The organism is Sulfurimonas sp., assembly GCF_050296975.1.
Lineage (GTDB): Bacteria > Campylobacterota > Campylobacteria > Campylobacterales > Sulfurimonadaceae > Sulfurimonas.
On record NZ_JBNKRX010000036.1, the window covers coordinates 82,664 to 97,709 of the forward strand.

The following is a 15,046-nucleotide window of genomic DNA, read 5'->3' on the forward strand; positions in this document are numbered from 1 at the left end:
CGATATAATAATTTTATGAAGAAGCTTATAGTATTTATATCATCTCTGCTTTACCTACTACAAGCACAGGAGTTAATCACACCTATACCAGATAAACTAGATGTTAATCGAGATAAAGTTACACTAGGCAAACAGCTTTATTTTGATACAAGACTTTCCAAAGACAATAGTTTAAATTGTGCATCATGTCATCAGCTAGAAAATGGCGGTGATGATAATATGAGAGTGTCTATTGGGATTGATGGACGAGAGGGGACTATCAATGCACCAACTGTTTATAATGCTACATTTAATTATTATCAATTTTGGAATGGAAGAGCAAAAACACTTCAAGAACAAGCTGCAGGACCCATAGAAAATCCTATAGAGATGGGGCATAAGTTTGAAATGCTTATTCCTCAACTAAACAAAACAGAGTATAAAGCAAAATTTGAAGCAATTTATCAAGATGGAATTACCAAAGAAAATATTACAGATGCTATAGCTGAATATGAAAAAACACTCATTACTCCAAATTCCCCTTTTGATCTTTATTTAAAAGGCAATACAAATGCTTTAACACAAGATGAATTAGATGGGTATGAACTTTTTAAAACAAAAGGCTGTATTGCATGCCATCATGGGGTAAATATAGGTGGAAATCTTTACAATAAATTTGGTATCTATCGTGATAGCAATAGCTTGGATTTGGGAAGGTACAGTGTTACACATAAGGAACGAGATAAATACTATTTTAAAGTTCCATCTTTAAGAAATGTGCAAAGAACAGCGCCATATTTTCATGATGGAAGAACTTCAAAGCTTGATGAAGCTGTACGTATCATGGCACAGTATCAATTAGGACGTAAAATAACTGATGAAGAGGTTAGAAAAATTGTTGCTTTTTTAAAGTCCCTAAACGGAGAACTCCCAAAAGGGATAGAACCATAAATGAAACGAATCGCTAGTATAAACCCAATTACAATCTTTTTAGTGTTATTTATTACACTGCTCATTTCTCTTTTTTATTATCTGTATCAAATTGAACAAAGTGTAGAAAAATATCATGAAAATCATGATAAGTTGATCGCTTTAAGATTTTTGGATAAAGGATTCAATGATTTTGCTTTAGCATCCAATGAGCTGAGTAATTACAACAATCTTAATCATGATATTGAAACTTTTCGCATTACATTAAGTGAACTATATGAAGCACTATTAATTGACTACAAAGATGTACCATCTTTAAAAAATGATTTGAACAATATTCATATAGTATTTAGTGCAAAAGTTGAAGAGTTAGAGTATTTTAAATCTTTAAATTCCACTTTGATAGGCGGCTCACACTTTCTTTTTGATCTGCAAAGAAGTATCTCAGAAGATAAAAATATCTCATCTGATATGAAGAGTTTAGTTAATGAAACACTTTTTTATCTCTTTCAATCAAGTCAAAGTGCATATATAGATAAATCTTTTATAGTACAAAAACTAGAAAAAATTAAAAAACTCAATCAAAAAAGACATACTGTTTTGATTGAGAATTTTTATGAACAATCAGAAATTTTGTTAGATACTTTGAGTGCATATCGAAATACTGCATCAACAGTTAGAAAAAGTTCTTTGGAAAAGAGATTAAGCCATTTACATGATAAATTGGATATTAGATTTCAAAAATATCTGTTAGAACAGCAGTTTATTGCAACTTTCTTTTTTGTTTCAACTATTTTTACTCTTATTATTTTTATGCTTCTTTATCTTAAAACACTAAAAAATCAAAAAGAGTTATTTGCTTTTAAATATGCAGTGCAACATGGTGATAACTCTATTGTGATTACTGATCCAGAAAAAAATATAATTTTTGTGAATGAAGTTTTTGAAAAAACCACAGGATATAGTAAGAGTGAAGCGCTTGGGAAAAATCCACGCATCTTAAAGTCAGACCTGCAAGAGCCTCAAACGTATGCAGAGATGCATGAGAGATTAGAACAGGGTAAAAGTTGGGAAGGGGAGTTAATAAACAAACGTAAAGATGGTTCACTATTTTACGAGAGAGCTTCTATAATCCCAATATTTTTAAATAAAAAACTTATAAACTATATTGCTATCAAGTTGGATATTACACAGTATATTGAACAAAATAAAGTTTTACGACAAGCTGCAAGTGTATATGATAATACAGAAGAAGCGATTATTATAGCTGATGTTGAAGGGAATGTAGTCTCAGTAAATAAAGCTTTTAGCGAGATATACGGTTATACAATAGATGATTTATTTGGTAAAAATTTAAGTACATTACACTCAGGAAAACAAGATCAAAATTTTTACAAACATATGTGGGATGAGATAATTCATAATGATGTCTATAAAGGAAAAATTACCAATAAAACTAAAGATGGACAAGAGATACCAGTATGGGTAACTATCAAAGCTGTAAAAGACAAAAACAATCAAGTTGTCAATTATACTGCTGTACAAACAGATTTACGAGCAATAGAGAAATCTGAAGCCAAGGCGGATTATCTTGCGTATCATGATCCATTGACTGGATTGTATAACCGTGTTAGTTTTGAAGAATTTTTAGCACACACTTTGTTGATTGCAAAGAGAGCTCAAAAACAGTTTGCAGTGCTTTTTATAGACCTTGATAGATTTAAAGTAATCAACGATACTTTAGGACATGATATAGGTGATAAGGTTCTTGTGAGTGTAACTGAGAGACTAAAAAATATTTTACGTGAGAGTGATTTTATCTCAAGATGGGGTGGGGATGAATTTGTTGTTATTTTAAATGATGTAATTTCTGAAAGTCTTGTTGCAACAGTTGCAAGAAAAATAATTGAAGGACTTAAAGAGCCTATTTATGTAGAACATCACCACTTTATTATCACAGCAAGTATTGGGATATCAATGTACCCAATAAATGGATCAGACACAAAAACTTTAATAAAATATGCAGATAGTGCAATGTATCAAGCAAAAGATAGAGGAAAAAATAACTTTTATTTTTATACACAACAGTTCTCTTTAGAAACTGAGGAAAAATTAAATCTTGATATAGCACTTCATAGTGCTTTAGAAAAAAACGAATTTTATATGGTGTTTCAACCGCAATATAGACTCGAAGATAAAAAAGTTGTATCTGTAGAAGCATTAGTGCGTTGGGAAAATGAAACTTTTGGTTTAGTCCCTCCAGATAAATTTATACCAATAGCCGAAGATAACGGTTATATCATTGACCTTGGGTATTTTATATTTGAGGAGTCTTGTAAAAAGTTTAAAGAGATGAAAGATGCAGGGATTGCGCTTCAATGGGTTGCTATTAATGTTTCAAGTATACAGTTTAAAGAGGTGAATCTTTTAGAAGCGTTAGTCTCGACTGTAAAACGCTATAATATGAAACCATCGGAAGTTGAAATAGAGATAACTGAACGTTTTTTAATGGATAATACTGAAGCAAATATCAGAAAATTACAGGAGTTTAGAGAGTATGGATTTAAAATATCAATTGATGATTTTGGAACAGGTTACTCTTCAATGTCATATCTAAAACAACTTCCAATAGACACAATTAAGATAGATAAATCTTTTATCGAAGATATCAACGATGGAAGTTCAGATAATGCTATTATTGAAGCTATTATCGCTCTTTCTAAAACATTAGGATATTCAATTGTTGCAGAGGGTATTGAAACAACAGATCAAGAATATTTTTTAAAACAACATAAATGTGATTTAGGGCAAGGGTATCTGTTTTCAAAACCAAAAATGTCTGATGAGATTATTCAGCAGTTTAGAAATGGAGTAGAATGAAAAATTTAGAAGAAGTATTTCATGCTAAACTTGTAAAGATTGCTTATGAACATTTAAAAGTTTCATCTATAGCTATTGCAGTGAATGCTGTATTGTTAGCATATATACTTTATCCATATGTTGATAATACTATTTTAGTGATATGGTTAGTTTTAACTGTATCTGTAACAATGTATAGATTTTTTCTTGCAAAAAGATATCATAAAGACCCAACTAAAATGACAGCACAACAGTGGGAATACAAGTTTTTAATAGCATTGTTTTTTTCCAGTGTATTGTGGACAACTATACCAATTTTCTTTTTTGTAGAAGGAAATTACATGGTTCAAGCAGCTGTTTTAATTGTATATGCAGGATTAGCAGCTGGTGCAGTAAGCTCTTTGGCATCGCTTAAAAAAGCTTTTAGAATGTTCTTACTTGTTCTAATGGTTCCAATAATTATCATTTTATTTCTACAAAATACACAAGTGCACTTTGCAATGGGACTTTTAGTTTCATTATACCTTGCACTTGTCTTAGTTGTTGGAGAGCGGTTTTATGGAAATTATAGAAGTATTTTAGAAAGTAAAATGATGTATGAGGAAGAAAAAGAAAAGTTTTCCGTTTCTAGAGAACGTTTTGAAATCTTATTTAAAAGTGCACCAGTTGGATTTTTCTTTTACGATCAAGATTTTATTATTAGAGAGGTAAATCAAAAATTTGTAGAGTTCCTTGAAGCACCAAAAGAGTTTTTAATAGGACTTAATTTAAAACAAATTCCAGATCAAAGAATTTTTCCAGCTTTACAATCAGCAATGGATAATATTAATGGTATGTATGAAGGGGAATATAAATCGCAGTATAAGAAAAAACAGATGTATGTTGATTTGCAAACTTCTCCTCTTCGCGATACTTCGGGAAAGGTTATAGGTGCGATAGGGATTGTAAATGACATTACAGAAAAAATGCATGCACTTAAACAGATTGAACATCAAGCGATGTATGATACTCTTACAAATATTCCAAATCGCTTGACACTTATTGAAAGGGTAGAGAGAGAACTTATACGTTTTAAACGCCATAATGTGATTTTTGCAGTACTTTTTTTAGATTTAGATCATTTTAAAAATATCAATGATTCACTTGGTCATGCAGTAGGTGATAGTCTTTTAAATGAAGTTGCAAGTAGACTTCAAAGCATTGTCCGTAGTGAAGATACAGTAGCTCGTATAGGTGGGGATGAGTTTGTTATATTACTACCAGATCTTTCTTATGATGAAAAAATGGCTGCAAATAAAGCGGAGCGTATTGCACTAAAAATATATACTGTTTTTGAAGAACCTTTTTCTATTTTAGACCATCAATTAAGTATCTCTACAAGTATAGGTATAGCATTAGCTAGTAATGAAGATGAAAATGCAGATGATATACTTAAACATGCAGATATCGCAATGTATCAAGCCAAAAAAGAGGGACGTGCAACAAGTAGATTTTATCAACAACAGATGGATATATGGATCAAACGAAGACTAGAGCTTGAAAATGGACTACGCAATAGTTTTTACAATAATGAACTACAAGTATATTACCAACCAATTGTAGAAGTTCAAAGTGGAAATATTATAGGTGCTGAAGCATTGCTTAGGTGGAACTCTAAAGAGTTTGGAAGTGTATCTCCTGTAGAGTTTATCCCTGTAGCAGAGGAGAGTGGGCTTATTATTCAAATTGGAGATTTTGTAATGAGAAAAGCATTTTCACAATTTGTCAAATGGAAACAAGAGTGTAAAGATACTCTAAAGTTAGAAAAAATCGCGATTAATATTAGTGTGCGTCAATTTAGTAGGGTAGATTTTATAGCAAATGTAAAAAATGCAATCAGTATGAGTAAAATTGAAGCGAACAATATTGAGATGGAGATAGTTGAATCGATCATTATAGATGATTTAGTAAAAGCAAAAGAAAAAATGCAAGAACTGCGTTCATTGGGCTTACACCTTTCTATAGATGACTTTGGTACTGGATACTCTTCACTCTCTTATCTAAAGCAGTTACCATTTACTACACTTAAAATCGATCGCTCATTTGTACAAGATATAGATGTTGATGAAGAAGATAAAGAACTCATTGAGACGATCTTAAATATTGCAAAAAGATTTAATTTGCAAGTAGTTGCTGAGGGGGTTGAAACATTGGAACAACTCCGTTTTCTTCAAGAAAAAGAGTGTAATCTGTATCAGGGGTTTTATTGCTCTCCAGCAGTAAGCGCTGAAGAGTTTATGCAGTTATTGGAAAAACAAAATCCTAATTGTTAGAACTATCTGATGGAGGTGTCCTTCCATTTTGTCCATCAGGACCACCACCAGGACCACCTTCAGGTTTTTCATACCCTTTTGCACTCATACACTCATCAACTGCTTTGTGATCAGGATGAGAATCTTTGGTAGCTCCAAGTGAATCAAAACACTCTTGAAGCGCAGTTTCTATCTCTTGACGAGAGGGTCTGTTATCTGTCTTTGAACTATTTGCTGCTTCTACGGTAGAGATGAGCAAAAATAATGAAAAAACTATGTGGAAAAACTTCATAAAAATATACCTTTCTTTGATTAAGATATACAATGATAAATGAAAATAAGTAATTTTTTAGTAACAAGGATTGAAGTTATTTCACTTCAAACCCTGAACGAATATAATTATTGATTATAGGAGATGTAAAAGCACTACGCCAGTTACTTTTAGACTGTTTTTTGAGCTCCACTACAAAACTTTCCATATCTGTGTTATACCCGAGTGAATCAAGGTAGGTTTCTATAGTGCGGTTAGCATCAACATAATTACGCGTCTGGGCAAGTGATGTTGTGTCATTTGTGTAAGTGCGATAATCTTCAAGACTCATATAGTTTTCCCCTTGACCACTAAACCATTTTGTTTGATCTGATACTTCAGAATATAAATAATTATCATAAAGATTACCTATCCCAGCATTAACACTGTAGCTTAAAAGACGACCAGGACGTAGGCTATACGGATCATCAACCCCATAAAGCTCATTATTAAAAAAACGAAATGAAGTTATAGTATCGTAACCATCAAACCGTATAAGTGTGCCACTACTGATAAGGTTATAAACAATGTTATCTGTTATATCTACATTACTCGTATCACCTATAACATCTATAGCATAGTTATTGAGTGCTCCATCTTCCCCCCATGAAGAAAATATATTGCCTTTGACTAAACCACCTTGCCAATCATTAATTCCAAGTCCCCAACCAAGGTCTCTTTGGGTATGGTGCATACGTCCTAGATGTTGCAGAACATTGTTTGTAACATAGATGTCTTTCCATCGTGGACCGTCATCTTGGTCTTTGTTTCCACCAAGACTAATACCTATTTCACCCTCTACATATAGATTGTTATCAACTAAAATATTCCATGCTCTGATCTGATTTGGTATATTTTCATCTACTGTTGTATTGGAAGTGAATTTATTTCCGATACTAGAAGGTCTTAAAAAGATATTGTTTCTAAATATAGTATTTCTACTTTCCGGAAAATAGGTATTGTGATTAAACATAGTTGCTTGACCTTCACTTTTATTGTTGTCTTTGCCTTGTTTATACCAGCCATTATGATCAAAAATATTCTCTTCAAGTAGCATCGAAGTCCATGATGAAAAAAGTCCTTGAGAATGTGCTGCAGTTGAATAGTTGTTGTTGATAATATTACGACGAATGATGATGTCTGGAACAGGAATAGGATCTCCTTCTCCATCGAAACTATATGTTTGCATAGAGTTACCACCAAACCATTCAAACCAACACCCTTCTATTAAAAAACCACCGTAAGCATTGTATAAAGTACCACCAATACCGTTTGGGTTTCCTATATTATCAAAGCCTAAAAAGTTTGTAGAATCAGGGTTTCTTTCATCAGCATTAGCATGGATGTCTAAAAGAGCTAAATAACCACTTTTATTGAGTACAAAACCTGCATTAAGAATTAAAGGACGTTCATCATTGACGTCACCATATGCACCAACAACAGCACGTTCATTGGCTGAACGACCATACGTTAGCCAGATACTTGTTGTAGGCTCCCAACTATCTCCACGTTTTAAAAGCATATAATCTGGATACCCTGTACGCATTTGCTCCTCTGCGGCTTCGATTGTAGCATAGGGATAGATTGTACCTGTTGGATGAAAAACATCACTACCAAGGTTAGAATCGTTTGCATCGTAAATAATTGCAGTAGTATCATTCCCATCATTAGCTACATAGAGGATGTGAGAATCAGCTGATGGCGTTAAAATTGACCAACCATTTGCATCTTGAGAGGGTATAGTAAAATTATTTTCCCAACTCACGACATAGTTTTCTTGGTTTTGTGCAACCACTGAGATATGTCGAACTAAAGTAACTTCATTTCCATTAGAATCAGTGACAGAATAAGTTATAATGTAGTTACCTATAGTACTTGTATCAAGTGTTGAGTTTGTTTGGATACTTGCTGTTATATTGCCATCTTGAGTGTCATAAGCACTTACTCCAGGATCACTGAAGGTATCTCCAACAGTAATTTGAATCTCACTAGCTCCACTTAAAGTAAGTGTTGGAGCTGTATTTGTAGCACTTTGGTTTTCAGAAGAACTAGAACCTCCGCCACCACATCCTAAAAGTAATAAAGTAAGTGACAGAGTTATTATTAGTTTTGTTTTCATTTGTATTTCCCTTTTTCTTTATAATTATTCAACACTATCCAGCCCAAAGCCAGTACGTATCCAGTTTACAACCGCTTTACCTGTGAAGCGTTCATCCCAAGGGTAATCACCAGTGAGACTTGGTTTACCACTACTTGGAATCACATCTGTTCCACCTTGGCGCATATGTGTTGCAACTGCCATAAATGTTTTTACCCCTGTAGGGTCATATATTTCACTTGCATGTGCTATTTTATCTGCATCGCTCAGATAAGGATCATCAGTCCAATCAAGCAAAGTTAATCCTAACTCCTCCGTCACATATCGCTTAAGTGTACGATCTGGATCACTCCACCCCTCGGTAGTAGCCGCATTTAAGGCACTTTGTGAAGTAGAGAGGGTATTTGATGTTGCAAAAGAGTTGCCTGTCGGTAGGGTTGTACTTGATAAGGATGAATAAAAGCGATTATTATTCACATTGATTTGAGTAGTGTTTGCAAGATCAGTAGTTTTATTTTCTATAGGGGTATCGCACACGAAGACATTATTATTAATATTTATTCCTTTTACCTCTGAAGCATTTTTATCTAAACTTAAACCTTTCCCCATTTTATAAACAATGTTATTGCTAATCGTATTGTTTTTTTGATAGTATGAAACAGTTTGATTTGTATCAGATTCTACGCCAAAAGAGATACTAAGACCCGCTTTACCTGTTGTAGTCCCTAAATCATCTTCTAACATTGCAGCAGAGATGATATTTCCATCAATAAGTGCTCCAAATGAGGCACCTTGAAGTGTGTAGCCAGTACTAGCTTGTGCACTTGTATCAGAATTTCCATTGGTATCGGGATCATTTGGAGTTGGGAATGCGTAGACAAGTTGTACATTATTGATAACTTTAGCAGATTGTCCACTTTGTGCACCATTGATAAGCCAGTCATTTTGATGCCCATTGCTTGAAGTTGAACTGTAAAAATACCCTTCTAAAATCAGACTGTTTTCGAGTGTCCCGCCAAGGCGCATCTGTGGACCACCTGAACCACCGTCTGCACTGATGATATTACTATAGGTATGTCCCATCTGTGCCCCGCCACCTTGATAAATATTACGTGAAAATTTATCGTAAGGGGGATCAACTTGTGTGAGTGTATCACCATGAAAACCGTTTTTATAAAAAATTACCTCTTCAAAAGTTGTTTGGGCATCACTCCCGCCAGTGAAATATCCTTGTACATGTACAGATGCATTACTCTCCCAGCGACCAGTTATAATAGTACGGTAGATAGTTGTTTTCATTGGAGGAAAGACAATTCCTCCACTCTCCATCGGTGGAAAATAACAATCCTCAAGTCTAGCAGTGACAGCCCCTCCGTCATTTGCTGAAAAAACAATATTGCTCTCAATGTAACCGTATGTGCTGTGAATTTCAAAGTTGGCAACGATATGATGCAACCATCTTGCTTTTGTAGAGCTCCCAGTTTTACCGTTTAACCCGCCTGAAGCATTTTCATCTGGGCTATAGATAACGCGACCATCGCTAAGTGGTCCATACCCTGCATATACAGCTGGTTCGGCTTCACTGCGTCCACCCGTAAAATAATGACTAAAAGAGCTCACAGTTGTACCACGGCGAAATAAGAACCAATCAGGGTACCCTCCAGCCATCTCATCAAAGTTTTCCATACCGTCTTGCGTAACAATTCGCTCATCTGAATCAGGAACATTGAGGTTTTTAAATGGCTTGATCGCAGATTCGTTTGGATGGAGTGGATCGGTTCCGTATGTCGTGTTGCTATCATTCATAGTGCTTCCGTTAGAATCAACTATGTTCTCTCCATCCCACCAATAAACATCAGCAGTATCATTGTCTCCATTGGTTGAATCAATAAAAACAATTTTGCTTCCTTGATCCCGTGTCGAGTTAAAGGAAGTGGAAGGGTCTCCCAAACTATAACTCCCATCACTTGCGACTAAAAATGAATTAAGATCAGTCCAACCATCTGTATCGAGTGAATAGGTATTAGTTTTAGTAGTTGATGTATCAGAGCTAGAGCCTCCGCCACCACAACTTAAAAAAAAGAGTGAAAATAATAGTATGACAGATACCAACCTAAGAGAAAACATCCAAAACCTTATAAATAATATAAATTTTGTTGATTATATCTAAACTATTACAAAATACTAAGAATAATAGTTTAAAATTACTAAAAACTGCTAAAGTTTCAAAAAGGAGTTTTATGAGTGTATTATTAGAGTTTGCGATGTTTCCAACAAGTGATAATTGTCGGGAGGGGGCATCTGTTTCAAAGCAAGTTGCGAAAATCTTAGATGCTATCGATAAGAGTGGTGTAGCTTATAAACTCACACCAATGGGAACTATTATAGAAACTGCAACTATGAAAGAAGCTCTAGAGATAATAGAGTTAGCGTATGAACAGGTAAAAGATTGTGAACGTGTATATAGCTCTTTAAAATTTGATATTCGACATAATAGTGCCAATAGATTAAGAACAAAGATAGAGTCTGTTGAAGCACATTTACAAAGAGAAGTTGAGAAATAATAACTTTTAATAATAAATACTATATAATTGCGCCAATTTCGTTAGGAGAATTATCTAGTGGCAAATCTTTTTGCACCCAAACTTTTCACGCTTATAAAACAAGGTATATCTAAAGAACAAGTTTTTACTGATGTTATGGCAGGTATTATTGTCGGGATTGTGGCTTTACCATTGGCAATTGCATTTGCAGTAGCTTCTGGAGTTTCCCCTGAAAAAGGGATAATTACTGCTGTTGTAGCAGGGTTTATTATATCATTTTTAGGTGGGAGTAAGGTACAAATTGGTGGACCCACTGGTGCATTTATTGTAATATTGTATGCTATTTTAGAGCAATACGGCATAGATGGACTCTTAATCTCAACCATTTTAGCTGGAGTTATTTTAGTCATTTTTGGATTGTTACAATTTGGTGGGCTTTTAAAGTACTTTCCACAACCACTTATCATTGGTTTTACAAGTGGTATAGCTGTAGTGATCTTTTCAACACAGATAAAAGATGCACTAGGACTTGATATTGCAGAAGTTCCATCCGATTTTTTTCTTAAGTGGAATCTTTATTTTACACATATTCATTCTATAAATTTCTACGCTATTACCATTACACTTATAACTATCCTTATCACTATCTTTTCAAAAAAAATAACGACAAAAATTCCAGGTTCTTTTCTTGCTATCATAGTGACAACACTTGGAGTTTGGTTTTTCGATTTTCCAGTTACTACGATTGAAACATTTTTTAGCAATATCTCAAATGAGATTGAATTGAAAGTGCCAAATTTTGAATTTAGTGATCTTACTACTTATATAGTTCCGGCATTTATCATCGCACTTTTAGGAGGGGTAGAGTCGCTTCTTTCAGCCGTTGTTGCAGATGGAATGATAGGAAGTAAACACCGCTCAAACACGGAACTTATAGCACAAGGTATAGCAAATATTGTCACTCCTTTTTTTGGAGGAATTGCAGCAACAGGAGCCATTGCACGGACTGCAACTAATGTAAAAAATGGTGCAAGAACTCCAATAGCAGGGATAACTCACTCTATTGTACTTCTTTTAATAATGCTCTTTTTTATAGACTTTGCAAAAATAATCCCAATGGCAACTTTGGCTGGGATTTTAATCGTAGTTTCATATGGTATGAGTGAGTGGCGGGCATTTTTATCTATCCTAAAAGGTTCCCCTTATGATTACATTATTTTACTTTGTACTTTTTTCTTAACAATTATCATTGATCTAACAGTTGCAATTCAAGTGGGTATAGTCCTCTCATCACTACTTTTAATGAAAAGAATGGCAAATGTTGATGGAAATTTACTTGTTAAAAGTGATGACCCAGATGACATTGATAATTATGAAAATCTTCCTACTGGTATAGCAGTATATGAGATTGGTGGACCTTTATTTTTTGCATCTGCAAAACAATACGCTGAACAGATTCACAACTGTGGAATAAGTGCAAAGGTACTTATCATCCGTATGCGTTATGTAAGTTTTATAGATGCAACTGCTTTGCATAATTTTAAAGAAGCACTTCAATTACTCAGAGAAAATCAGATACATATTTTAACCTCTGGAACAAATAACGAGGTATTTAAAGATTTACAAAAACATAAAGTTGTTGAGCTAATAGGACAGAGTAGTATGCATAAAACTTTTCCTCGTGCAGTTGAACATGCAAAAAGACTAGTAAGTGTGGTGGAAGAGTAACTTCCACCTTGAGTGTTAGCAAAGCTCGTTTTTCACGTTTTGCACAGCTTGTACCATGTTTTTGAGACTTGGTATAACTTCATCCCATTTTCTAGTTTTTAAACCACAATCTGGGTTGATCCAAAGTTGCTCTTTAGGTAAGACTTCTAAAAGTGCTCTTATTTGATCTTCCATCTCTTTTATACTTGGAACTCTTGGTGAGTGGATATCATAAATCCCTGGACCTATCTCTTGTTTGTAGCCTATCTCTTTAAATATTTTAAGCAGTTTATTCCCACTTCGAGCTGTTTCTATCGAGATAACATCAGCATCCATTGCTTCAATTGTTTTGATAATATCATTAAAATCACTATAACACATATGTGTATGAATCTGTGTTTGTTTATAAGCACTTGATACCGCTATTTTAAAGTCTCTTACAGCCCATGTTTCATATTCGGGAATATTCTCTTTTCTAAGGGGGTACCCCTCTTTAAAAGCCGCTTCATCAACTTGGATAATTTTTATCCCGCCATTTTGTAGATCATTTACCTCATCATTGATTGCTAGTGCAATTTGTTTTGAAACTTCACCTCTTGGTATATCATCACGTACAAAGGACCAGTTGAGAATCGTTACAGGTCCTGTGAGCATCCCTTTAACAATTTTTTGCGTTTTACTTTGTGCGTATTGTATCCATTGCAGAGTCATAGTCTTTGGACGATTGACATCCCCATAGATAAATGGAGGTTTTACACATCTACTTCCATAACTTTGTACCCAGCCATTTTGACTAAATGCAAATCCATCAAGTTGTTGTGCAAAATACTCAACCATATCGTTACGTTCAGGTTCTCCATGCACTAGAACATCTAAATTACACTCCTCTTGAACTTTGATACATTCATCTATATAGTTACATATCTCTTTCTCATATGCCTCTTTTGAGATTTGAGCTTGTTTGTATTGTTGTCTTGTTTCTCTAAGCTGTGGAGTTTGTGGGAATGAACCTATTGTTGTTGTCGCTAAATCCCCATAACCTAGAGTCTCTTTTTGTATCTTGATACGCTCTTGATACTCCCCATCTCTTTGAAACTTTGTAAGGGATGTGACTCTTGATTGTACATCTTTATTGTTGATACGTGTAGAGATTGTTTTTGAACCAATATCAAGCATATTGTTTTTGATAGTTATTTTGTTATCTACATCTAAAGGCTCATCAAAAAATATTTTTGCGATTAAGTTGATCTCTTCTAGTTTTTCCTGTGCATAACTCAGCCATGATTTGAGTTCTTTATCCATAGTTGTCTCATAACGAAGTGTAAAAGGTACATGCAACAATGAACATGAAGAAGAGACAATGATATTTTCTTGTGCAATATCTCTAGATATTGTTTTTAGAAGCTTCACACTCGAAACTAGATCATTTTTCCAAATATTTCGTCCATCAACAACACCTGCAATAAGTTTTTTTCCACTTTGTTTAATAGTATCTAAGGAGTGCAGATTTTTCTTTCCATGTATAAAATCAAGTCCTATTGCCCAAATTGGTGTTTGAACAAGGAGCTCTGTCGCTTCACATGAGTGTTCAAAATATGTCGTAACTGCAATTTTGATATTATTACTCACACTACAAAGTTGATTATAAGTTGGTTGTATAAGATCAGATACCTCTTGAGAGATATTTTTGACAAAAATCGGCTCATCAACTTGTACAACTATCTCATTGTCGAGTTTTGAAATTTCTGCAAATAACTCCTCATACACTACTAAAATTTTACCCCATAATTCATAGGGATTTCCACCATCAACACGTTTACTGAGTCCTAGATAAGTGAGTGGACCTATGATGTTTATTTTTGGTTGTATACCAGAGTTTTTAGCTTCTGTGTACTCAGAGATGATTTTTGTGGCATTTAATTTATAAATATCATCAATGCAAAGTTCAGGGACTATATAATGGTAGTTAGTGTTAAACCATTTTGTCATCTCCATTGCTACATTTTCTTTATCCCCTCGAGCCATTGCAAAATAACATGATTCATCTTTTAAGTGTTGAAAACGTTTAGGAATCGCACCTAAGAGAAAAGAGGTATCTAACATATTGTCATAGTATGAAAAATCATTACAGCTGATGTACTCAATTCCAGCATCTTTTTGGTATTGCCAATGTCTTTTTTTTAGCACTGTTGCTTCATTTTCTAGTGTTGAAAAGTCACTTTGTTGTGACCAAAAACTTTCTAACGCTTTTTTTAACTCTCTTTGTTCTCCAATACGAGGAAACCCTACTATATAACTTTTTGACATTACTGTATCCTTTAATAAATTA

9 protein-coding genes are annotated in these 15,046 nt (G+C 34.1%); 5 read left to right on the forward strand and 4 right to left on the reverse strand.

What is annotated here, in order from left to right; genetic code table 11:
• Positions 1 to 15 precede the first annotated feature (15 nt).
• Genes ACQY56_RS11090 through ACQY56_RS11100 form a run of 3 tightly spaced genes read left to right on the forward strand, consistent with a single transcriptional unit; the run spans position 16 to position 6,080 of the window.
• Entirely contained in the window at positions 16 to 930 is a 915-nt protein-coding gene (locus ACQY56_RS11090; RefSeq protein ID WP_428737775.1) for a cytochrome-c peroxidase, read from the forward strand.
• Positions 931 to 3,789 carry a sensor domain-containing protein gene (locus ACQY56_RS11095; protein ID WP_428737776.1) on the forward strand — a complete coding sequence of 953 codons (2,859 nt, stop codon included), beginning with the start codon at positions 931 to 933 and terminating at the stop codon, positions 3,787 to 3,789.
• A complete protein-coding gene (locus ACQY56_RS11100) occupies positions 3,786 to 6,080 on the forward strand; it encodes a putative bifunctional diguanylate cyclase/phosphodiesterase (RefSeq protein ID WP_428737777.1) in 2,295 nt (764 codons plus the stop codon). The genes ACQY56_RS11095 and ACQY56_RS11100 overlap by 4 nt, the downstream gene beginning before the upstream one ends.
• On the opposite strand, the gene ACQY56_RS11105 is transcribed toward ACQY56_RS11100, so the two are convergent.
• The 3 genes from ACQY56_RS11105 to ACQY56_RS11115 form a co-directional block, all read right to left on the reverse strand.
• Positions 6,070 to 6,351 carry a hypothetical protein gene (locus ACQY56_RS11105; protein WP_428737778.1) on the reverse strand — a complete coding sequence of 94 codons (282 nt, stop codon included), beginning with the start codon at positions 6,349 to 6,351 and terminating at the stop codon, positions 6,070 to 6,072. The genes ACQY56_RS11100 and ACQY56_RS11105 overlap by 11 nt on opposite strands.
• Before the next feature lie 76 nt (positions 6,352 to 6,427).
• Positions 6,428 to 8,488 (reverse strand): DUF5011 domain-containing protein, encoded by a 2,061-nt coding sequence (locus ACQY56_RS11110; protein WP_428737779.1) that lies wholly within the window; start codon positions 8,486 to 8,488, stop codon positions 6,428 to 6,430.
• Positions 8,489 to 8,512: 24 nt separating this feature from the next.
• On the reverse strand, positions 8,513 to 10,594 hold the full coding sequence (locus ACQY56_RS11115; RefSeq protein WP_428737780.1) for a hypothetical protein: 2,082 nt from the start codon (positions 10,592 to 10,594) through the stop codon (positions 8,513 to 8,515).
• Positions 10,595 to 10,707: 113 nt separating this feature from the next.
• On the opposite strand from ACQY56_RS11115, the gene ACQY56_RS11120 reads away from it, so the two are divergent.
• Both ACQY56_RS11120 and ACQY56_RS11125 read left to right on the forward strand, forming a co-directional pair.
• Positions 10,708 to 11,031, forward strand: coding sequence for an MTH1187 family thiamine-binding protein (locus tag ACQY56_RS11120; protein WP_428737781.1), 324 nt, complete (start codon positions 10,708 to 10,710; stop codon positions 11,029 to 11,031).
• Between the two features lie 57 nt (positions 11,032 to 11,088).
• Complete coding sequence (locus ACQY56_RS11125) at positions 11,089 to 12,738, forward strand: SulP family inorganic anion transporter (protein ID WP_428737782.1); 1,650 nt, start codon at positions 11,089 to 11,091, stop codon at positions 12,736 to 12,738.
• Positions 12,739 to 12,753: 15 nt separating this feature from the next.
• Here the strand turns inward: ACQY56_RS11125 and metE are convergent, their stop codons facing one another.
• Positions 12,754 to 15,024 (reverse strand): 5-methyltetrahydropteroyltriglutamate--homocysteine S-methyltransferase, encoded by a 2,271-nt coding sequence (gene metE / locus ACQY56_RS11130; RefSeq protein ID WP_428737783.1) that lies wholly within the window; start codon positions 15,022 to 15,024, stop codon positions 12,754 to 12,756.
• Positions 15,025 to 15,046: the final 22 nt, after the last annotated feature.